The organism is Desulfobacter sp. (assembly GCA_028768525.1).
In the GTDB taxonomy this organism is placed as follows: domain Bacteria; phylum Desulfobacterota; class Desulfobacteria; order Desulfobacterales; family Desulfobacteraceae; genus Desulfobacter.
Map to the genome: position 1 here is coordinate 4,072,376 of CP054837.1, position 20,300 is coordinate 4,092,675.

The 20,300-nt window shown below is 53.0% G+C and carries 20 protein-coding genes; 8 read left to right on the forward strand and 12 right to left on the reverse strand.

All coding sequences use genetic code 11. The annotated features are described in order from the left end of the window. The first annotated feature begins 121 nt into the window (after positions 1-121). From pylC to HUN04_18090, 4 genes are all read left to right on the forward strand, one after another. Positions 122-1,246: a 3-methylornithine--L-lysine ligase PylC gene (gene pylC / locus HUN04_18075; GenBank protein ID WDP91502.1), complete on the forward strand. Its 1,125-nt coding sequence runs from the start codon at positions 122-124 to the stop codon at positions 1,244-1,246. A gap of 12 nt (positions 1,247-1,258) precedes the next feature. Next, positions 1,259-2,110: a 3-methylornithyl-N6-L-lysine dehydrogenase PylD gene (gene pylD / locus HUN04_18080; GenBank protein ID WDP91503.1), complete on the forward strand. Its 852-nt coding sequence runs from the start codon at positions 1,259-1,261 to the stop codon at positions 2,108-2,110. A 1-nt stretch (position 2,111) separates the two neighbouring features. Beyond that, positions 2,112-2,957, forward strand: coding sequence for a pyrrolysine--tRNA(Pyl) ligase large subunit (locus HUN04_18085; protein ID WDP91504.1), 846 nt, complete (start codon positions 2,112-2,114; stop codon positions 2,955-2,957). Positions 2,958-3,070: 113 nt separating this feature from the next. Continuing rightward, positions 3,071-3,421, forward strand: a complete 351-nt coding sequence (locus tag HUN04_18090) for a hypothetical protein (GenBank protein ID WDP91505.1) — start codon at positions 3,071-3,073, stop codon at positions 3,419-3,421. Between the two features lie 8 nt (positions 3,422-3,429). Here HUN04_18090 and HUN04_18095 read toward each other — a convergent pair whose 3' ends face one another. The 5 genes from HUN04_18095 to HUN04_18115 all read right to left on the reverse strand — a co-directional run bounded on the left by HUN04_18095 (position 3,430) and on the right by HUN04_18115 (position 9,260). Beyond that, complete coding sequence (locus HUN04_18095; protein ID WDP91506.1) at positions 3,430-4,392, reverse strand: electron transfer flavoprotein subunit alpha/FixB family protein; 963 nt, start codon at positions 4,390-4,392, stop codon at positions 3,430-3,432. A 21-nt stretch (positions 4,393-4,413) separates the two neighbouring features. Next, positions 4,414-5,208 (reverse strand): electron transfer flavoprotein subunit beta/FixA family protein, encoded by a 795-nt coding sequence (locus HUN04_18100; protein WDP91507.1) that lies wholly within the window; start codon positions 5,206-5,208, stop codon positions 4,414-4,416. Between the two features lie 78 nt (positions 5,209-5,286). Next, positions 5,287-7,752 carry a GcvT family protein gene (locus HUN04_18105; protein WDP91508.1) on the reverse strand — a complete coding sequence of 822 codons (2,466 nt, stop codon included), beginning with the start codon at positions 7,750-7,752 and terminating at the stop codon, positions 5,287-5,289. A 35-nt stretch (positions 7,753-7,787) separates the two neighbouring features. Further along, the gene (locus HUN04_18110) at positions 7,788-8,264 is read right to left on the reverse strand and encodes a trimethylamine methyltransferase family protein (GenBank protein WDP93335.1); all 477 of its coding nucleotides are present in this window, start codon (positions 8,262-8,264) and stop codon (positions 7,788-7,790) included. 12 nt (positions 8,265-8,276) lie between these two features. After that, on the reverse strand, positions 8,277-9,260 hold the full coding sequence (locus HUN04_18115) for a trimethylamine methyltransferase family protein (protein ID WDP91509.1): 984 nt from the start codon (positions 9,258-9,260) through the stop codon (positions 8,277-8,279). Positions 9,261-9,395: 135 nt separating this feature from the next. Between HUN04_18115 and HUN04_18120 the strand changes: the two genes are divergently transcribed. The 3 genes from HUN04_18120 to HUN04_18130 all read left to right on the forward strand — a co-directional run bounded on the left by HUN04_18120 (position 9,396) and on the right by HUN04_18130 (position 12,067). Further along, a complete protein-coding gene (locus HUN04_18120) occupies positions 9,396-10,064 on the forward strand; it encodes a GntR family transcriptional regulator (GenBank protein WDP91510.1) in 669 nt (222 codons plus the stop codon). A 30-nt stretch (positions 10,065-10,094) separates the two neighbouring features. Further along, complete coding sequence (locus HUN04_18125) at positions 10,095-11,513, forward strand: trimethylamine methyltransferase family protein (protein WDP91511.1); 1,419 nt, start codon at positions 10,095-10,097, stop codon at positions 11,511-11,513. A gap of 128 nt (positions 11,514-11,641) precedes the next feature. Further along, positions 11,642-12,067 (forward strand): hypothetical protein, encoded by a 426-nt coding sequence (locus HUN04_18130; protein WDP91512.1) that lies wholly within the window; start codon positions 11,642-11,644, stop codon positions 12,065-12,067. Positions 12,068-12,114: 47 nt separating this feature from the next. Here the strand turns inward: HUN04_18130 and HUN04_18135 are convergent, their stop codons facing one another. The 7 genes from HUN04_18135 to HUN04_18165 form a co-directional block, all read right to left on the reverse strand. Beyond that, entirely contained in the window at positions 12,115-12,792 is a 678-nt protein-coding gene (locus HUN04_18135) for a hypothetical protein (protein ID WDP91513.1), read from the reverse strand. A 20-nt stretch (positions 12,793-12,812) separates the two neighbouring features. Then, positions 12,813-13,883 carry a permease gene (locus tag HUN04_18140; protein WDP91514.1) on the reverse strand — a complete coding sequence of 357 codons (1,071 nt, stop codon included), beginning with the start codon at positions 13,881-13,883 and terminating at the stop codon, positions 12,813-12,815. Further along, positions 13,884-14,729, reverse strand: coding sequence for a metal ABC transporter permease (locus HUN04_18145; GenBank protein ID WDP91515.1), 846 nt, complete (start codon positions 14,727-14,729; stop codon positions 13,884-13,886). Then, positions 14,722-15,474, reverse strand: coding sequence for an ABC transporter ATP-binding protein (locus HUN04_18150; protein WDP91516.1), 753 nt, complete (start codon positions 15,472-15,474; stop codon positions 14,722-14,724). Before HUN04_18150 ends, HUN04_18145 begins: the two co-directional genes overlap by 8 nt. Before the next feature lie 50 nt (positions 15,475-15,524). Beyond that, entirely contained in the window at positions 15,525-16,466 is a 942-nt protein-coding gene (locus HUN04_18155; GenBank protein ID WDP91517.1) for a zinc ABC transporter substrate-binding protein, read from the reverse strand. Between the two features lie 1,456 nt (positions 16,467-17,922). Further along, the gene (locus tag HUN04_18160) at positions 17,923-18,147 is read right to left on the reverse strand and encodes a DUF350 domain-containing protein (GenBank protein WDP91518.1); all 225 of its coding nucleotides are present in this window, start codon (positions 18,145-18,147) and stop codon (positions 17,923-17,925) included. After that, a complete protein-coding gene (locus tag HUN04_18165; protein WDP91519.1) occupies positions 18,147-18,719 on the reverse strand; it encodes a transglycosylase SLT domain-containing protein in 573 nt (190 codons plus the stop codon). The genes HUN04_18160 and HUN04_18165 overlap by 1 nt, the downstream gene beginning before the upstream one ends. A 468-nt stretch (positions 18,720-19,187) precedes the next feature. On the opposite strand from HUN04_18165, the gene HUN04_18170 reads away from it, so the two are divergent. Continuing rightward, on the forward strand, positions 19,188-20,294 hold the full coding sequence (locus HUN04_18170; GenBank protein ID WDP91520.1) for an ABC transporter substrate-binding protein: 1,107 nt from the start codon (positions 19,188-19,190) through the stop codon (positions 20,292-20,294). Positions 20,295-20,300 lie beyond the last annotated feature (6 nt).

The window sequence follows — 20,300 nt, forward strand, 5'->3', positions numbered from 1 at the left end:
GGGGTAAAGAAATTTCTTTTAATAGACTGAAATTTGTTATAATCAATTTTTGGGGGCCGGATACAGCGTGTGGCCGTCCCCAAGGGCCTTTTCCCATTTTTGCAAAAGAGGTGAAACCAGTATGCTGATCGCAGTCATCGGAGGCAAGCTTCAGGGGGTTGAGGCCGTTTATCTGGCGCACAAGGCCGGCTTTCGAACCCTGGTCATTGATAAAAACCCCCAGGCGCCGGCAGCGGGATTATCTGATCATTTTCTGGCGTTTGAATTCTGCAGTGATCATCCCTTCCCGGTATATGGTTCTTCGATTGATTTGATTCTTCCGGCCATTGAGGACGATTCGGTCCTTTCCCTGCTCCAAGCATGGTCAAAGCAGTCGGCCATCCCCCTGGCCTTTGACGGGGATGCCTATGCCACAACAAGATCCAAGCGCAACTCCAATCGTCTTTTTGAAAAATTAAACCTTCCCATACCGCAGCCATGGCCGGGGTGCGCCTTTCCGGTTGTGGTGAAACCGGATCAGACCAGCGGGAGCCAGGGCGTGGAAATCATGGAGACTCAGGCGTTGCTGGATGAATGGCTTGCCAGGACCAACAAAGGGAATGCCGTTATCCAGGAGTTTGTTGAAGGGCCTTCCTATTCCATTGAAATATTGGGGGGGCCCGGTAATTACCATCCGCTCCAGGTGACCGACCTGGGAATGGATGAGGACTGGGACTGCAAAAATGTAAGCGCCCCATCGCAATTGTCAGCGAACCATATCACCGGGTTGAAACAAATGGCAATTGAGATTGCCGAAGGGTTAGAACTGACCGGAATCATGGACCTTGAAGTGATTTTGAATCAAAATACGCTCAAGATTTTAGAGATAGATGCCAGGCTTCCCAGCCAGACGCCCATGGCGGTGTACTGGTCCACGGGCATCAATATGGTCCAGATGCTGGCGGACCTGGTGCGCAACAGGACTGTCAGCGGAAAACCCGGCCGGGAGTTTCCTGTCCTTGTGGAGCATATACAGGTCTCCGGCGGCCGGATTGAGTACCTGGGTGAGCATATCATGGCCCAGGACGGTCCCCTGAGGCGGCAGACCGGATTTTTCGGAGCGGATGAGGCCGTCACCAGTTACCGCCGTGGGAAGAAACATTGGGTGGCCACCATGATCTTTAGGGGGGACTCCCGGGATGAAATAGAGTTAAAGCGGACCCGTTGTTATGGTGAAATACGTGCGCTTTCCGGTAATGAACATTGAGGAGATGATGCGTTGACCCGTTTAAAAACCAGTGATATCAGCGGAATTACTTCACGCTTGGATGCCTATGACCGTTATCTTCAGGCTGCTGCCCATCAATCCTTAGCCGGTGTGGCCTGCCATGCATGGGGCGTTGATCCGGAGGCGGTGGCCAGCCGGATAAAACGCTTTGCCGTTTATGTCATACCCGTCACCGCCGGCCAGGGTATCATTACCCGATTCAGTGAAACCGTTGGCGGTATATTGCAATTCTTGGGTTGTGATGCCATTGTCACAGAGCAGACCGATGCCTCAGGTCTTGCACAGGCCTTTGAACGGAAGGCGGATGCGATTATGATGGCGGATGATTACCGGTTTGTCGGAATCAACCTGCACACCCGTGAAGTGGTGGACAACGCCGTGGCCACAGGGCGGGCCTTTGCCGCCGTCCTGGATCTCATGGCCGGAGGAATTAAAGACCAGACCGTACTGGTGATGGGCTGCGGCCCCGTGGGAGAGGCCGGGGCCGGAATGCTCCTGGAAAAGAACGCCCGGGTGGGGCTCTATGACACCAATTATGACGCCGCCCGGTCCCTGGAAAAAAGGCTGGACAAGGCGTCGGGAGAAGCCAAGATTGAGGTCCACGATGATTTTACATCTCAATGCCGGGGGTATTCCCATATTCTGGAGGCCACACCGCAAGGGAACACCATTCCCGATGAATGGATCACCGACCGGATGCGGGTCGCCGCCCCGGGGGTTCCCCTGGGGCTCTCAGGCCGGGGGGCGGATCTCCTCCAGGGACGCCTCATCCATGATAAACTGGAGCTGGGGGTTGCGGCCATGGCCGTAAAACTGATTATAAGCAGCGGACAAGGAGACTGAAGTGGCAGAGGAAAAATGGACCCAGACCCAGCTGAGGCGGTTCAAGGCCTTGGGAATCGAACCGGATAATCTACCATCGGACTGTTCCACACCTGAAGAAAGGAACAGGCTGTTCCAGCAGATCGAAAAAAAAGAGGTTCAGGCCCAGAGGAAAAATCTGCAGAACCTGCTGAACCATGAAAGAAAAACCCGGTTTCAGGGCCTCAGGGAGCGGATTGAGCAGGCATTGTCCCAGGAGGGGTTCACAGGGGTGACCACCCCCACGGTCATCACGGGGCAGGCCCTTAAGAAAATGACCATAGACGCAGCCCATCCCTTGAGCAAACAGGTGTTCTGGCTCAATTCAAATCAATGCCTGCGTCCCATGCTGGCCCCCAACCTCTACAGCCTTATGAAGGACCTGGGACGGTTAGACCAGCGGCCCATCCGGTTTTTTGAGATCGGTTCCTGCTTTAGAAAGGAATCCAGGGGCGCCAGCCATGCCAATGAATTTACCATGCTTAACCTTGTGGAGATGGGGCTGCCCGAAGAGGAGCGCCATGACCGGCTTCGATTCCTGGCCCAACGGATCATGGCGGCTGCTGGGATCCAGGACTACCGGTTTGAAAGCGAAGACTCCAATGTCTACGGGGAGACCCTTGATGTCGTGGCCGGCCCCGATGATGTTGAAGTGGCATCCGGCGCCATGGGCCCCCATGCCCTTGATGTCCCCTGGGGCATCACCGATACCTGGGTGGGGATGGGGTTCGGCCTTGAACGGCTGCTGATGATATCAAACAAGGATGCATCCATTGGGAAATGGGCCAAAAGCCTTGCGTATCTGGATGGCATTTCGTTAAAGATTTAGGTGTAAAAAGCAATGGGCTGGAATGCCGGATCCGATTATGATCCATACCGAGCTGACCATACCCAGATGATCCATACCAGGTGATATTGATATTTAGATTAAGGTGAACTGTCATGGCACTTGAAGAAAATAAAAAGGCGTCCGCCCCGGCAAAGAAGCGATTTTACCGGAAACGGGTAAAGCTGTTTAACCTGATCGACAAAATTAAACTCTGGCCCTCAAGGACCGGAAGCCTGCACGGCATCCGGACCATTGAGGTCATGGGGGACAAGGCCCGGCTGACCACCCACTGCAATAAGGTATTCATTATTTCCAATTCCCTGAACAGCCGGGCGGCCAGGTGGCTGCGGAACAAGTGGTTTGTCCGGGTCTGCCCCGACTGCAGGGTGCCGGACTGGAAACTTGAAAAGTATTCGTCCACCCTGTTCCGCAGGCACCAGGGATCCACCCTCACCAACGGGTGAGCCCCGGGCTATCCTTTTTCAAGTTCGGCGGTGATGGCCGGGACCACCTCAAAGAGATCCTCCACGATGCAATAGTCCGAGGTCTTGAAGATCAGGGCGTCCGGATCGGTGTTGATGGCCACGATGACATCGGAGGTGGACATGCCGGCGATATGCTGCATGGCACCGGAGATGCCGCAGGCAATATATAGTTTGGGGGAGACCACCTTGCCGGTCTGGCCCACCTGGTCGGACTGGGGACGCCAGCCCAGGTCAACGGCGTTTCTGGATGCGCCAACGGCACCGCCCAGGGCCCTGGCCAGGTTTTCAATTACGGTAAAATCCTCGCTGCCCACCCCCCTGCCGCCGGAAACGATATAGTCGGCTTCGGTCAGTTCCACACGGGTGGCCATCTCGATCTTTTCTTCCAGCAGGGTGACATTGGCCTCGCCCAGGTCAACGGCCAGGGTCTCTATTTTGCCTTCACCCGCGGCTTCTTTAATTTCAAATACATTGGGCCGGATGGAGACCATCTGGATTTCTCCCTCAATATCCACGGTGGCAATGACCTTGCCGCCGTACATGGGCCGTGTGGCCACCAGGCGCCCCGCTTCGATGAAAAGGCCGGTGCATTCCGGGGCAAGGCCGGCCTTGGTGCGGGCGGCAACCCCTGCGGACAATTCCCGCCCCTGGCGGGTGGCGCCGAAGATGACGATTCCGGGCTGTTTTTCTTTGATGACAGCGGTGACCAGATTTTCGAATTCACAGGGCCGGAAGCTGGCAAGGCCCGGGTTCTCGGCCACAAGGACGGTGTCTGCCCCATGGGCGGCCAGAGCCTCGGCCTTGTCGGCCACATTTTCTCCCATAACCAGGGCGGTGAGGGCCGCGCCGGTGTCGTCGGCAAGATGCCGGCCGGCAGACAGGGCCTCCAGGGATATTTTTCTAAAGTCGCCGTTCCAGATTTCGGTGACGATCAGTATTTCTTTTGCCATTTGTTCTCTCCTTAATCCCGGTTAAATGACGTTGGCCTCTTCTTTGAGCAGCCTGATCAGTTCTTTTGCCTTCTGTGCCGCATTGGCCCCGTTGACCAGTTTGCCGTCGGCCCGTTCCGGGGGATAGGCAAGGGAGCGGATTTTGACTTTGGGGACAAGATCCGCCGGGGCAAGGCCGATATCGGAGAGTTCCCGTTCATCCACTTTTTGTTTTCTCGCCTTCATGATGGCCCGAAATGCCGGATACCGGGGTTCGTTCATGCCCTTGTTGGCCGTGATCAGGGCCGGAAGGGCCGCCTTGACCGTGGCAATGCCCCCGTCAACGGCCTGGTCGCAGATGATCTCATTGCCTTGGATCTCCTGGCGGGTGACCATGTTGATCATTGGGATATCCCTCATCCGTGCCACAAAGGCGGGCACCTGGTAGTTGTCGTCATCCACCCCCCGGTTGCCGGAAATGATCAGGTCGTAAGGGGTGTCGTCCAGGACCTTTGAAAGAATGGCTGCCGTGGTGTGGGCATCTGTGGCCGCAAAGGCCTCCTCTTCAAATTCGTCGTTGATGTGGATGGCATTGTCCACGCCCATGGCATAGGCCACCCGGATGGCTTCAGCCACCCGGTCCGGCCCCACGGAGATGACGGTGACCGTCACATCCTCACGGGCCTCTTTAATGAGCAGTGCCTCTTCCAGGGCGAACTCATCGTAGGGGTTGATGGCCCATTTGAGATCTTCTGTTTCCAACCGGTCTGCCGAGGCTGAAATTTCCACCGGGGCTTCGGTATCCGGCACCTGTTTCATGAGTACGATAATATCCATATGTCTTTCCTCAGGGGTTGTGATGGGGGCGGGGCGGTTCCGGCAGGTTTGCCGGAACCGCCCTGTTGTGCATGCTGCCTAGGATTTAATCTTTTCGTTGGCAGGATCATACATGGGCTTTAGGGAAACTTCGGCCGGATAGACCTTTCCGGCAATATTGATTTCCCATTTGCCGCTGTCAATATAATCCTGGTCCACCACCGCTCCGGCTTCGATCATGAACAGGCCCACGGCGCCGCCCAGTGTCCAGCAATAGGAGCCGGACCTGACATAGCCGGCATTCTCACCGTTCCTTGTAATGACTTCAGCATGGAAGAGCAGGGGCTCGGGATCCAATACCTTCACCTGGGCCAGCCGACGTTTCAGCGGCCCCTGGGCCAGTTTTTCCTGGCAGGCCGTTTTTCCGATGAATCCGCCGGGCTTGTCCATTTTTACGCAGAAGCCCAGGCCGACTTCAAAGGGATCGTCGGTGTTGTCCATGTCGTGGCCGTAGTCCCGATAGCCTTTTTCCATGCGCAGGCTGCCCAGGGCCTTGAGCCCGGCATGAACCATGTTGAATTTTTTGCCGGCTTCAGCCAGCCGGTCGTAGACATGGAGGGCGTGCTCGCAGGGGATGTACAGCTCGTATCCCAGTTCCCCCAGATAGGTCAGCCGCACGCAGATGGCCCGGCCGTAGCCGATGGCGATTTCTTCTACGTGGCGGTAGGGGAAGGCATCATTGGACATGTCCGCATCGGTGGCCGCCTGCATGAGCGCCCTGGATTTGGGGCCCTGGATATTGATCTGGGCATAGGCCCCGGTCATATCCGTAACAAAGGCATGGGCGTCCTCGGGGATATGGCGTTCCAGCCAGGTTAAGGCATGGCGGTGCATGGTGTCGGTGACCACCACCATGAACTTTTCCTCGGCCAGCTTGGCCACGGTGAGGTCGGCCTCCAGCTTGCCGTTTTCGTTGAGCCAGGGGGTGTAGGTGATCTGACCCACGGGGCCGTTGACCGCGTTGGCCGAAATATAATCCAGTACCTTTCCTGAATCCCGGCCCTGGACCATGAACTTTGACATGAAGGACATGTCCATGAGGATCACGTTTTCCCGGGCCGCCCGATGTTCGGCCTGCCAGTAGTCGAACCATTCTTCCCTGCCCCAGGAGTGTTTGTCCATTGCCGCAGATTTTCCTTCAGGGGCAAACCAGTCCGCCCCTTCCCAGCCGCTGACATCCTTGAAATAGGCGCCGCAGGATTTGAGCCGGTCGTAGACGGGGCTCTTTTTTGCTCCCCTGGCCGTTTCCATGGACTGGAAGGGATAGTGGCATTTGTATACTTTCCCTAAGGATTCCACGGTCCTGTGGGCCCGGTATTCCACATTGTTCTGGTAGGTGTGGAGGCGGTCGATGTTGAAGCCGGTGATGTCCACCCCCGGATCCCCTTCCATGATCCAATGGGCCATCATCCGGCCCAGTCCCGGTCCCATGATGATGCCGATGGAGTTGAGGCCGGCGCAGACAAAATAATTTTTCAGTTCCGGGGCCTCGCCGATGATGGGGCCCAGGTCTGCGGTGAAGCTTTCCGGGCCGCAGAAGAATTTTTTGACCCCCAGGTCCTCGGCAATAGGCACCCGGGCCATGGCCTTTTCAACAAAGGGCCACATCCGGTCCCAGTCGGGCTTGATTTCGCCGAAGGAAAAGTTGTCCGGCACCCGGTCCAGCTTCCAGGGGGCGCACTTGGGCTCAAAGAGACCGATCATCAGCCCGCCGACCTCTTCCCGGTAGTAGCCGTAGTGGGAGGGGTCTTCCAGCACCGGCATGTTTTTGGGGATATCGTCGATTTCCTCGGTGATCAGGTAATAGTGTTCCGTGGACTGGTTGGGGATGTTGATGCCTTCGGCGTTGCCCAGCTGCCGGGCCCACATGCCGGCGCAGTTAACCACCACTTCGGCCTGGATGTCTCCCTTTTCGGTCTTGACGCCGACGGCCCGTCCGTTTTTCTTGATGATGCCGGTGCAGGGGGTCTTTTCGATGATGTTGACTCCCTGCATCCTCGCCCCCTTGGCCAGGGCCATGGTGCCGTCCACGGGGTTGACCCGCCCGTCCTCTTTTACATAGAACCCGGCCAGCAGGTCGCTGGTTTCGGCCAGGGGAAAGAGGTCTTTTATTTCGCCGGGGGTGATTTCATGGACATCCACCCCGCAGTAGCGGTTGAGGGCCGCCACCCTGCGGTATTCTTCCAGCCGGTCCGGGTTGGAGGCGGCCTCTATAAAGCCGATGGGGGTGAAACCCGAGGCCAGGCCCGTTTCCGCCTCAAGTTTTGCGTAGAGATCCCGGCCGTAGATCCGCATCCGGGTGGAGGTTTCGGATGTGGATCCAAAGGTGACCATGAGGCCTGCGGCATGCCAGGTGGTGCCCGAGGTCAGGGTGTCCCGTTCCAGCAGCACCACGTCCTTGCAGCCCATGTGACCCAGGTGGTAGGCGATGGAACAGCCGATGATGCCGCCCCCGATGATAACGACCCGGGCATGGGTGGGGAAGCGTTTATCCGTGTTTTCCATTTGCATTTATTTCCTTAATTTTATCATATTGGCGTTCAGGAAGTGATTCCCATTTCCTTTTCCGTTTCTTCCACGATGGCGCGGATTTTTTGGAGAACCTCATCGGGCAGGGGGGCGGGGGTATGGTTTTCAAGGATATATCGGACCTTGTCCATGGCCCTGTCATAGGCGGATTTGGATCCCGCCTTTTCCCAGGCGCCCCGCATCTTTCTGTCGATGAGTTCCGGTGAGGACTGTTCCCTCATATGGGCGATGGTGTGTTTGTGCATGAGAAAGTCTCCGCCTGAGCCCACCTCCTTGATGGGATCGATGGCAAGGGTCTCATCTGTCACGGGCATGCCCATGACCGTATGCTTGATCATACGCGCAAACTCACAATCGAGTACCAGCTGGCCGTAGTCAAAGGTGATGCCGCTTTCCAGCATCCCCGGACCGTAAATCATATTGGCACCTGCCAATGCGGGTATCAGTCCGGTAAGGGTCTTTTCGTGGCCGGTCTGGACGTCGGATATCTTTGAATCGCCCTAGCCACCGGCAACATATGAGGGCAGGGCATAGTACCGGGCCAGCCGGGCCACGGCGCCGGAGATGACGGCGCATTCAGGCGTGCCCACCGAGGCGGAGGCCAGCCGCAGGTCCATGGCCGTGGTGGAGCTGCCGTAGATCACCGGTGTCCCCCGACGGGTGAGCTGGGCCAGGGTGATGCCCGAAAGCACCTCGGCATTGTGGTTGACCAGGGTGCCGGCCAGGGTGACCGGGGCAGTTCCCCCTGCCATGGCCATGGAGAGGATATTGCAGACCACATTGTTCCGGGCCGCCTCCATGATGATTTCACAGCAGTCCGTGATCAGGGTCAGGGGGCTCACCGGACAGGTGGTGAAGGAGACCAGGGGCCGGCGTTTGAAGGCCTTAACCCCGCCGGCGATGGCCTGGCCCATCTCAATGATCTTTTTCAGGAATTTCCCGTTGCCCGGGCCGAAGGCGCAGTGCTTGGTGGTGTTGGTGAGATAGGCTTCGGCATTGTGCAACGGCACGGTCTCCTGGCTGACATCATGGGCGCCCAAAGCCTTTTCACAGAAATCGATTTCAGGCAGGGCGTCAATGACCCGGGCCGAGTCCACCAGGTCCTTTTTTACCGGTTCCCGGTTTTCTCCGGTGTAGGGATCGTTGACCATCACCCCTTCGCTGAAGTTGGTGAAGTGAACCCTGGTACTCTCCAGCACGATATCGTGTTTGGGGTCCCGGCCGTGGAGAATGACCTTGGACGGGGCCGATCGGATGGCGTCCTCCACCACGTATGGAGGGATTCTTACGATGTGGGTGTCCGGGTCGACGTCTGCGCCCCCCTGTTCAAAGCAGTCCCGGGCGTCCTGGTCTTCCACGTAGACACCGGTTTCGCTGAGAACTTCGAGGGTGCCGTGGTGAATCTCCTGGAGCTCGTCATCGGTGAGGATGTTGAGACTCAGGCCGGCGGTGAGCTGTCTTCCCGCATGCAGGTTGCGACTCATTTGCGTTACCTCGTCATCATCTGGTTTTAGCCAATTTTCAAATCTTATTGACCATTCCTACAGAATATTTTATAGTTTTGTCAATCGAAAATTGTCGAACAATAATTGTATGGTAAAAAAGATACGGCGGAGCATATGGCAGTAACACAGGAAGATCAGGCATATAATAAAATTAAGATCGCCATCAGCAAGGGCTATATAAAAAAGGGGAGCAAGCTCACGGAGACGGTTTTGGCCAAAAATCTTGAAATGAGCCGGGCAACGGTGAAGGGCGCCATCAAGCGGCTGGTTTACGAGGGGCTGGCCGAGCATGTCCCCAACAAGGGGGTTTCCGTGGTCAGCCCCACCCTGGAGGAAATCGACCAGACCTTCCAGGTCCGGGGGCAGCTGGAGCAGCTGGCCGTGACCCAGGCCATTCCCAATATGAAGGGGCAGGACTACAAGGCCCTGCGCATTCTGGTGGAAAAAGAGGAAGCCCTGTTCAAGGCCAGGGAACTCCAGGCATACTACGAGATAAACGATGCCTTTCACATGAAAATCGTTGAAAATTCGGGGAACCAGGTATTGGTCCACTATGTCAGGGAACTGCTGCAGAAGACCACCATTTACCTGATTCTCTTTGACCCCTTTTATCAGCTGGTGGAGATGCAGCACCATTCGCCGGTGGAGCACAGGGATATTCTGGCATATATGGAAAAAAATGATGTACAGGAGGCCGGGCAGGCCATCAAACACCATCTGGCCAGTACCCTGAGGGGGATCGATATGGAGCGGCTGTATCCCAGCGATTATCTGTCCGTGTAATACATCTATTAAAATGAGGAGCTGACCCCCATGTTGGATATCCAACCCCAAATTCAGGTCATGACCGCTGAACAGGTCGAGAAGGTGCACAGGGATGCGCTGGCGGTACTTGAAAACACAGGGATAACGGTGGACGACCCCGGTGCCAGGGCCCGTTTTGAGACCGCCGTTGGCAGAACCCGGGCCGACGGCAGGGTCAGGATCCCGGGGGAGCTTGTTCAATGGGCCATTGAAGCGGCACCGGAACGGATCCGGATATACGACCGGACGGGCAGCCCCAGCTTTGAACTGGACGGGACGGGTGATGGGCGCTCCGTTTTTGGGGTGGGGGTCACCAATCTCCATTACCAGGACCCCTTTGACGGGGAAATCTCCGCCTTTTCCAGGCGTCACATGGGGGCTGCCGCCGGGCTCTGCCATGCCCTGGACGGGTTTGATTTTCTTTCCACCCCCGGGGTGATCCAGGATCTGCCTGCCAAAAAGGCCGACGGATACGGGGTGCTGGAAATGATGGCCAACACCACCAAGCCCATTGTAATGCTGGTTTCCGACTGGGATGGCTTTGTGCCGGCCCTGGATCTTGCCGAGCACCTCTGTCCGGATCTCTACCAGCGCCCCTTTTTGATTCCCTACCTTAATCCCATAACCCCCCTGGTGCTGAACACGGAAACCACCATGAAAATGGAGGCCTCCATAGAGCGGGGCCTGCCCCTGATTTTTTCCAATTACGGAATGTCCGGGGCCACCTGTCCCATCACCCCGGCTGGTACCCTTGTGGTGCTCACGGCGGAGCTGCTGGCGGGGCTGGTCTACAGCCAGTTGCTCAGGGAAGGGACCCCTGTTGTCCTGGGCAGCCTGCCCGCCGCCTTTGACATGAAACAGGCCGGTTCCTTTTATTCCCCCCATACCCTGCTGCTGAACCTGGCCTGCGCGGAAATGATGGCCCATTACAAGGTGCCCCACTGCGGGACTTCGGGATCGAGCAACGGCTGGGGGGCGGACCTGCTCTCGGCCATGACCCTGTGCACCAACCATATCACCTCCTGCCTGGGCCGGGTGGGCATGGTGCCTTTTGTGGGCGGCTGTTTCGATTCCCTGGTCTTTTCCCCTGAATTTGTGGTCTTTGCCGATGATGTCATCACCCAGGCCCGAACCCTTGCCGCCGGCTTTTCCATTGATGACGCCATGGTGGGGTTTGAGGATATCCAAGGGATGGGGCCCGGCGGCAATTATCTCATGTCCGGGCTGACAGCCAAGAACTTCAGAGCCTCCCAGTTTTCAAGCGGCATCTGGCCCTATATGTCCATTGACAAGTGGCGGGCCCAGGGGAAGCCCACGGCCGAGCGCCTATTAAAAGAGAAAACCTGTGATATTCTCAGCCAACTGACCCCGCCCGGGGATCAGCAGGAAGTGACTGAAAGGGGAGAGGCCTTTCTGGCCGGTGGTTAATCAATAGGGGAGGCAGGGAGGCATCAGTGCGGGGGCGTGGGCCCCATGCTGGTTTTACGAGGTTTGAAAGAGTGCCGCGGACCCGGCCTTGAACGCGGAGGCTCCCGGCTAAATCTCCATGCCACCTCATGATCTTTACAGCACCATTGGGTTGCCCTTGGCTGGATCTCATCCTTAAAGACAATTCCCCGAAGGACAAAGGCGTTTTCCTGAAAGCTCTTTATTCTGCCTGTAGCGCAGAGGTCATAAAGTTCATAAACACGGATCGGGATATAGTCACGACCATTATAGTTTTCCCTGATGGCGGTCTTTTCATCATTTTGCCGGCGGCTGCTTGCTTCAGATTGAGCGTTGATGGTATCTGTCCAATTGCTGGCAAACTCCGTTTCAACGGCTGTTTTGGATTAAGGGCTTGTGTGGCCGGAACTGCTGTTTGTCGTCTTTTTGTTGGTTCTCTATTCGTCAAAAAAATTATTATAGTAGCTCCAGCAAAGACCAGCAGAAAAACGATAATAAGGATAGTTGTTTTCATATTATACCTTTTAACTATCTAAAAAAGGAAACGGTTTTCTGTTAAATTTACTCTGCAAGCTGATTTCAATTAAAAAATATATGCTGCATTCTTTGAAGGTTTTTTCTTTTTTTCCAAGCCTTCCACCTCCATAAATATGACATCGTATCCGTCTATTTTCCGATGTTGTACTCTTCCGCCTGCTATCACCCAATCATTGTCCTTGATGCCGGCGTCTCCCTGTCCAACCATGAATACGCCCACAGGCATGGCATCGGCAGCACAGCATGTGATAAAATAGCGGAAAACAGCAGAAAGCGACTCATTTCCCGATACGGTATTTGCAAACAGCCCTTCAACCTGGATACGTCTGCCGTCATAATTCTCCCATTTCCGAATCAGATTTGAGATTGAAACCAGGGGAATATCATGATCCGCGACTTCCGGTGATTTGGCTGATGCAGATGGGCCGGATGCTTGCATGTCGGAGGCTGTAGTTTCAAGTGGTTTGATGGTTCTTTTGGACAGGGCAAAATTCCCCAGGGTGCTGTCGCCGGCACTGCAGATAAATAATATGGGAAGTATCAGTGTCAGCCCTTTGATGATGTGATCTCCATCTTTGTTGATGTCTGTGCTGGCAAGACTGATTGCAAAAATAAGGCTCAACACCAGGCCTGCAACAATAAGAAATTCGAATTTCGGAGCCAGAAAAAATTGATAATTATCATCATAGATCAGGATTCCGAGGGTGACGGCCCAGGCGGCCATGGAAAGAAAGGGCAATGATATCAGACGGCGAGCCATTGGAATACCTCCATGAAAACGGATATCAGAAATACTGCCAGACAGACAAAGGTGACGAGAACCAGAATCATATTGCGGGTAAATATGCCCAGGTACATAAGTATCAGCTTGACATCCAGCATGGGGCCAAGGACCATGAAGGCAAGTTGGGCGGACAAAGGGATGCCCAGGGGACGGAAAGAGGCAGCAATAAATGCATCGGCTTCACTGCACAGGTTAAGGATTATCGCCAGTGCCATCATGGCTGCGGTGGACAGCAACGGTCCGTCTGCAATGGAAAGTACCGCCTGACGGGAAATATGGGTCTGAAGCAGAGCCGCAATAAACGCTCCGAAAATGAGAAACCGGCCGATGTCATAGAAATCCGCAGCACCGTGGGAGAATGCATCCCGGATTTTCGTCATGAAAGGCCGTCCGGGATCATGGTCGTGTCCGCACCCGGCATGACTGCAGCCCCCCCGGGCTTCAAAGGCACCCGGCAGCAGGGCCTTGTTCCGGTTCAGGACCGAATCCACAAGGAGCCCCCCGGCCACTGCCACGCCGAATCCCTGCAGCATCCTGAGAACTGCCACATCCCATGAAAATGAATAGGCCACAAGGGTAGAGCTGAACACCAGGGGATTTACAATGGGTCCGCCCAGCAGAAATGCCACGGCAGCCCCCAGGGGCATACCTTTCTGGATAAATTTTCTGACCACCGGCACAATGGCGCATTCGCATACCGGAAATATGATCCCCAGCACTGCGGCTGCGGCAATGGCCATCTTTTTATTGGCGGGAAGAAATTTGATCATGGTTTCCCTGGAAAGGAACACCTCCACCACTCCTCCCAGCAGGGTGCCCAGCAACATAAATGGAAGGGCCTCCAGAACAATTGAAGAAAAAATAATGGCGAATGTGACATAGGCTTCAGTCTGTGCGGAGAACAGGAACATGGACAGGCCAATTACCAGAAAAAATATTTGAAGATATCCGCCCAGGGAACTGATCCGGGAGCGGGACGCTGACGGCACCGGGTTGGGTGCCAGGGGGAAAGGGTCTGTATTTAAAGTCATTTAAACTTTCCTGATTAATGAGTTCAAGATCAACAGTGCCACATACACTAGGCCGCTGAGAACGATAATCACAGGACCTGAAGAGAGACTGAAATGATAACTGATACCAAGTCCGGTCCAGGTAAACAGGATGCACAGGATCACTGATCCCGCCATCATCTGCCAAAGCCTCCGGGAATAAAATCCGGCAATAGCCGGCGGGATTGTCAACAAGGCGATTACCAGAACAATCCCCACGATGCGCACCATGAGAACAACGGTGAGGGCCGTAAGAACCAGCAGCAAAAGGTAATACGCCGTTGTATTGATTCCCCGGATAAGGGTAAACTCTTCGTCAAAACAGATGCCGAATAAGCGGTTGAAAAACAAAAGGGATGCAGCCAGGATGATCAGATCCAGGCAGACCACATAGGCCAGGTCCCGCCCGGAAATGAGCAGGATATCCCCGAACAGGTATGACCCCAGGCTGAAATATCCTGGGGTTTTATCCAGAAACAGAATGCCCGCTGCCATACCCACGGCCCAGAGGGTGCCGATGATGGTATCCTCACGTTCCTTTGCCTTGATGCTTACCGTACCGATGACCAGGGCGGCGGTGACTGCTGCGGCCGCCGCTCCCAGCACAGGATCGGCCCATTGAACCCCCATGGCGGTCTGGAGATAAAGCGCAAGCCCGACCCCGCCCAGAACCGAGTGGGAAATCGCCCCTGCCAAATAGCCGATGCGCTTTATGGTGACAAAGGTTCCGATGATGCCGAAGGCCACGGAAGAGAGCCCTCCCATTGCCAGGGCATATGCCAGGAACCGGTTGTCAGGATCAAAAACGGCCTGGATGAATTCAATCACGGCAGTAGCCTCCTTCCTCTATGCAGCGGCGGTCATGGCGCACCAGTTTGAATTCTCCGTTGTAGATATCCTTGATCAATCCCCCTTCAAGCGCTGCCGTGGGGTGGGTCACCACCTGCCTGTTTACGCAGATCACATGTTTAACGTATTTTGAAACAAGTCCGATATCATGGGAAACCAGAAGGATGGTCATCTCATGGTTGAGTTCGCTTAAAATTGAAAAAAGGGATTCGCCGGTTTCGTGGTCCACATTGGCGGTGGGTTCGTCCAAAAGCAATATCCGGGGGCGGGTGCATAATGCTCTGGCAATGAGAACCCGTTGTTTCTGCCCGCCAGATAATGCGTTGAATCCCGAATTCCTGTAACCGGCCATATCCACTTTTTCCAATGCCTGCATCGCTTTTGCACTATCTTTTTTCCCGAACCAGAATTTTTTTCCGGACAGCCGCCCCATGAGCACAACATCCTTCACCGTTGCCGGGAACCGCATGTCCAGGTGGGCATATTGGGGCATATACCCAATATGATGGCGCACCTTTTCAGGGGAGCCTCCCAGCACCTCTATTATCCCATTGTTCGGCCGGATCAATCCCAGAATCAGTTTCAGCAGAGTGGTTTTTCCTCCGCCGTTGGGGCCGACAATGCTGGCAAACTCCTTTGATGAAACGCTAAGGTTCACATTTTCAAGAGCCGGCTGCCGGGTATAGCCGAAAAAGAGATCTTTAATTCGAATATCGTTTTCCATATGTTTCCTTTGGCTGCCCCCTGCGGCAAAGGCAGGGGGCATGAAAGGGGTTAAGGGGTCAGATTCCGGGTAATGACCCGGGCCATGGCCTGCATATTGGAAAGGTAATCGTATGCCAGGGGATTGATGGAAATCACATGGCCTTTGATGGCCGAAGCGATTGTTTCTGCCGCATTGGTATCAAACTGCGGCTGAACAAAAATCACCCTGGCATTTTCTTTTTTTGCCCGTTTAATGATTGCGGCAAGATCTTTTCCTTTGGGGGCTTTCCCCATGGTTTCCACAGCAACCTGATGCATACCGTAAGTATCTGCAAAATACCCGAAGGCAGGATGGAAAACAAATAGAGTTTCCCCTTTATAGGGGGCCAGCAGTTCGGACAGGGTGTGATGAAGGGTGTCCAGCTCCCTGACAAAGCCATTGTAATTTTCGTTGTAGGCGGCGGCATTGGCCGGATCAAGGTTTTTGAGAGAATCAAGAATGATTCCGGCCTGGTGTTTCACCAGCAGCGGACTCATCCAGATATGCGGATCTTTTCCGGCCGCTTTTCCGTGATCACCATGTCCTTCGCCGTTTTCATCATCATGGCCTCCTTCATGCTTGTGCCCTTCTTCATGGTGCTCACCATCATGGACGTGGGCAGCCATTTCCCTCATGTGAACACCTTGGCGGCAGTCCACGAGTTTGACGTTGGGAGCGATGGATTCAACCTTATGCATGAAACCGTTTTCAAAGGGTACACCGATACTGAAATAGACATCAGCAGCAGAAAGACTGCGAATCTGATTGGGTGTGGGTGAATATGTGGCAGGGCTTTTCCCGGGTTTAACCAGGACATCCACCATGGCTAATTGCCCGGCAATTCTTTCAACAAAATATTTCTGGGGCAGAATGCTGACATGGATTTTTAAAGGGGTGCCGGCATACACAGCGGCACCGGTCAGTAAAATCACTGCCAGGCCCGAAGCGGCCAGGCGCAATAATGACATCATATTTTTCTCCTGAATAAATGTGTTTAAAACGCAACCTAATCATACGGTTGGACAGCCCTTAACGGGCCTGTATCAGGAAAAAAGCGGCGGTGCCCTGACCGGCCAGCCCTGAAGCGGTTCACAATCATGCCGATGGTATCCTACAAACTGGATCCTGGACAATAATAGTTGCGGTGTCCCTTGAAGAAAACCTGTGGAGGTGCCATCTGGATGAAGGTGCCGGAATAATTCACATATGCTGCATGCCCCGTGGTGTGTTGCAGGCTCACCTGAAACGATGCAGGTACCATGTATGCCAGCATGATTTTGACAAATCGGAGCATGCCTGTGGTCATGCAGTTCATGGCGCAACCTGGCGGTTGACCAGCAAACAGTATTCAACGCAGCAATACAGAGCAGTGTTATCTTTAAAGTATGCAATATCGATTTAGCAAGGCGCATCTGTATTCCTTCATTGCTATGGAGCAAAGTAGAGATGGATTTTATATATAATCGAACTTCATTTGTCAAAATTTGGTAAGAATATATAAATATCTTTTTATTATCCCCCCAAAAGCCCGAGAATATACAACCTTCTGACTGAGCAAATATCGTATGTCGGCGGAAGTGTCAGGCATCAAGCCTTGTGGGAAAAGCCAGAACATTTGAACTCTGGAAAATTACGGAACCAGACAAACGACTTTCTTGCAATTCAAATCCTTATATGAATATTCTCCAATTAAGTTGACCAGATTATCCAATCATAAATTTAGTCCTAAGATCATGAAGTATCATCGGTAAAAGCCTAAAAAAACTTCCTGCTATTGAAACTCTAATAAACAGCACTATGTTATTTGTTAGCTAATATACAATATTGTTAGCTAAACAAAACTAAAAATAACCCTCTGCCCCGGAATCCGGTGGCAGCATATGCACTTAAAGATATAGGAGGTGACCTATGATCGCAACGGTTCTTACGGTGATGTTCATCGCCTACCACTTAAACAAATGTTTCGGATCGGCTGAGGGCGTTTGCGAATTATAATTCCATCCTCAGACAATTTCTTCCATTAACATCCGGAACTTGTTGGTATTTGAAAATGGAGGAATTGATATGATAACACATAAGAATGATCAGTGATGGCATATTTTTTCAAATCATGATTTTCGGACGGAAGAATGCCAATTACCATTGGTTTAAACTCATTTACTTAACCGAACGGTGGGAAAATATGACAACGTTTTTTATCCGCCGTTCGGTTATTTGATTACCCCATAAATGTTAATGTTCGAATACCGCTAAGACAAACACTTGTGGTATTTGCCCGAAAATTTTATAGATGAGTTGCGTGCAGGAGTAGCCAACGCTACGAATACCTGGGGCCACGGTTTCCAAGTACATGGTCGCTTCAAGAAATTACAGAAAACAATCGTAATACGGCTTAACCATGTTTCTAATATTTCGGAATAGAGTCAGTTAATTAAGTCCTAATCCGATCACCAGACCCACTGCTATACCGAGGCCTATGAAAATAGCCCCCACCACAATTCCAACCGCCACATTATTCCCAGCCAGCTGTTCTGATGTGTCAAAGGGAGTAATCCGGTCAAATAACCGGAACCCTATGAGCATGAATAAAAGAGCCAGGGCCACGCCGATGCCAGCATAGATAAAATTGAGAAAAACAATTGACAATTCCATTACTTGAGTACCTTTTTAATTTGCTTGATTTTGGTGACATAGTTGATCGTTTCTTTGCTGCGGGCGCCGGTGACTTCAGGTAGGGTTATTTCAATGGAAGTCCAGCGATTTGGGTTCATTCCGTTGCTGTCAGCCTTTTTTTGCGCCTTGATGATACTGCCTTTGCCGGCATTGTAGGCTCCGAACATGAAATCCTTCCGATCCTGGAGCGGACGTTTCTCCTTGAAGATGTTCCAAATGCTGCGGTCGTATGCAATGCCAGCGGCTATGCTCCATCGGGGCTGCTGGATAGTTCCCCGGATGGCGGGGGTTTTGTATTTGATTTCCTCAAAGGTTCGGGGCATGATCTGCATAATGCCCCGGGCACCCATAGCCGAACGGGCATCCTCGTTCAGCCCAGATTCTGATATGGCCTGGGATTTGAACTCTCTCCAGTTAAACCCAGGGCCGAAATAGCGCTTGGTGTATTTTATGAAGAGGGAATCATACTTGGTGACCCTGTTGTACCTCTCCCATGCGGCACAGTGAAACGGCAGGGCCAGAAGTATGAGGGTCATGGTGATGGTTGTCAAACAGAACCGCATAGATGTGAATTTAGCATACTATCGGGTAATATCAAAGATAAACCCTGACGGGCTTGCTCCAGCTGAGAATCGTGAAAATTCAGAGTAGGTTCAAATACGAGATGCATAAATCTGGATTTAATCTGACATACGGTGTCAGAAAACTCAGTTTAACAGGGCATAATGCCGGATCGTATCAGGATACTCCTTGAGTGCTGATTTTTAACTCTTAAGCTGCTTGGAATGGATAATGGCCCGGGGCCTGAAATCCTGCATTCTGATCCTATTTAGCAATCAACCACCGCTGACGCCATGCCGTGTCAATATAATTTAAAAGCTATGGTTCTGGAAATAAATTACTGATATAATTTATCCTCATGCTTTTGGGTTTGCTCCAGGTTCACAGGGCCCCCCCTGGGTCAGGACAGATGTTGAGCAAACAAAAGAAGTGGGTCATCTTGAAACAAGGAACTGTGCATGAAAAAAACATTTTTGGTTGTAAGCATTTTTTGGGTGTCGGTCCTGTTGTGTTCAAACCCGTTATTGGCCTCGGAGCCTAAAATCGCCTGGTTCCGGTCCAATTCGGAAACAGGTTTTTGGCCTATGGTGGAACGTTTTGTCGTGGCGGCCTCAAAGGATCTGGGCGTGGATCTCAATACTTATACCCATGGTGAAAACCCTATGGCGATAGTGTCCAATGTGAAAAAAGTGCTCGCCAATTCAGACACCAGACCCGACGCGATACTGTTTCACAATTTTAAGAGCCGAGGAAAGGAAATTCTGGAATTGAGCCAACGATATGATGTGCCTGCGTTTGTGTTTAATTCAGGTTTCAAAGAGAGCGACGATGTCGGCCGACCACGGGAAAAGTATAAAAACTGGATTGGGATGATGCTTCCGGATGATGAATATGCAGGTTTCATTTTGGCCAAAAAATTAATGAGGGAAGCAAAAAAAATCAACAAACTTGGAAAAGATGGCAAAATTCATGTGGTGGCCCTTGAAGGCAACCGGGTATCGGAGGCCTCAAACGAGAGGGTAAGGGGGCTGAAGAAGGCAGTTGAAAACTCAGAATTCCATGTTGAACAATACTTTCATTCAAAATGGCGGGAACCGCTCGCCGCAGAGGCGTTTGAGCTTAGTATCGTTCGTTATCCCAAGGTGTCTGTGTTCTGGGCGGCAAGTGACAGCATGGCCATCGGCGTCATCAACGCAGCGAAAAAACACGGTTGGATTCCAGGAAGGGACTTTGTGACCGGAGGTGTCGACCTTCTTCCTCGCAACCAGGCGTATTTGGAATCCGGAAAGCTGAGTGTCAGTGTCGGTGGACATTATGCGGAAGGGGCTTGGGCCATCATCGCTCTATATGATTACCTTAAAGGATACGACTTTGCGCAGACCGATTCCGTGGTCTTTGCAACAAAAATGGGAAGCTATACCAGTTCTGAGCTTACCGCTCTTGGGGATCTTCGTGAAAAATTAAGTCAGGACAATATAGATCGCATCGATTTTAAACGATTTTCACGCGCCTATCATCCGGATTTGGAAAAGTATCACTTTGAGTTTAACGCCTTGTTTAAATAAGCATTG

Excerpts from the sequence above, each read along its gene's own strand:
- HUN04_18155 (WDP91517.1), bottom strand. The coding sequence starts at position 16,466 with ATGATGTCATTATTGCGCCTGGCCGCTTCGGGCCTGGCAGTGATTTTA.
- HUN04_18140 (WDP91514.1), bottom strand. The coding sequence starts at position 13,883 with ATGACTTTAAATACAGACCCTTTCCCCCTGGCACCCAACCCGGTGCCG.
- HUN04_18115 (WDP91509.1), bottom strand. The coding sequence starts at position 9,260 with ATGAGTCGCAACCTGCATGCGGGAAGACAGCTCACCGCCGGCCTGAGT.
- HUN04_18130 (WDP91512.1), top strand. The coding sequence starts at position 11,642 with ATGATCTTTACAGCACCATTGGGTTGCCCTTGGCTGGATCTCATCCTT.
- HUN04_18150 (WDP91516.1), bottom strand. The coding sequence starts at position 15,474 with ATGGAAAACGATATTCGAATTAAAGATCTCTTTTTCGGCTATACCCGG.
- HUN04_18090 (WDP91505.1), top strand. The coding sequence starts at position 3,071 with ATGGCACTTGAAGAAAATAAAAAGGCGTCCGCCCCGGCAAAGAAGCGA.
- HUN04_18100 (WDP91507.1), bottom strand. The coding sequence starts at position 5,208 with ATGGATATTATCGTACTCATGAAACAGGTGCCGGATACCGAAGCCCCG.
- HUN04_18135 (WDP91513.1), bottom strand. The coding sequence starts at position 12,792 with ATGGCCGCCTGGGCCGTCACCCTCGGAATCCTGATCTATGATGATAAT.
- HUN04_18160 (WDP91518.1), bottom strand. The coding sequence starts at position 18,147 with ATGGAATTGTCAATTGTTTTTCTCAATTTTATCTATGCTGGCATCGGC.
- HUN04_18105 (WDP91508.1), bottom strand. The coding sequence starts at position 7,752 with ATGGAAAACACGGATAAACGCTTCCCCACCCATGCCCGGGTCGTTATC.
- HUN04_18170 (WDP91520.1), top strand. The coding sequence starts at position 19,188 with ATGAAAAAAACATTTTTGGTTGTAAGCATTTTTTGGGTGTCGGTCCTG.
- HUN04_18095 (WDP91506.1), bottom strand. The coding sequence starts at position 4,392 with ATGGCAAAAGAAATACTGATCGTCACCGAAATCTGGAACGGCGACTTT.
- HUN04_18125 (WDP91511.1), top strand. The coding sequence starts at position 10,095 with ATGTTGGATATCCAACCCCAAATTCAGGTCATGACCGCTGAACAGGTC.
- HUN04_18120 (WDP91510.1), top strand. The coding sequence starts at position 9,396 with ATGGCAGTAACACAGGAAGATCAGGCATATAATAAAATTAAGATCGCC.
- pylC (WDP91502.1), top strand. The coding sequence starts at position 122 with ATGCTGATCGCAGTCATCGGAGGCAAGCTTCAGGGGGTTGAGGCCGTT.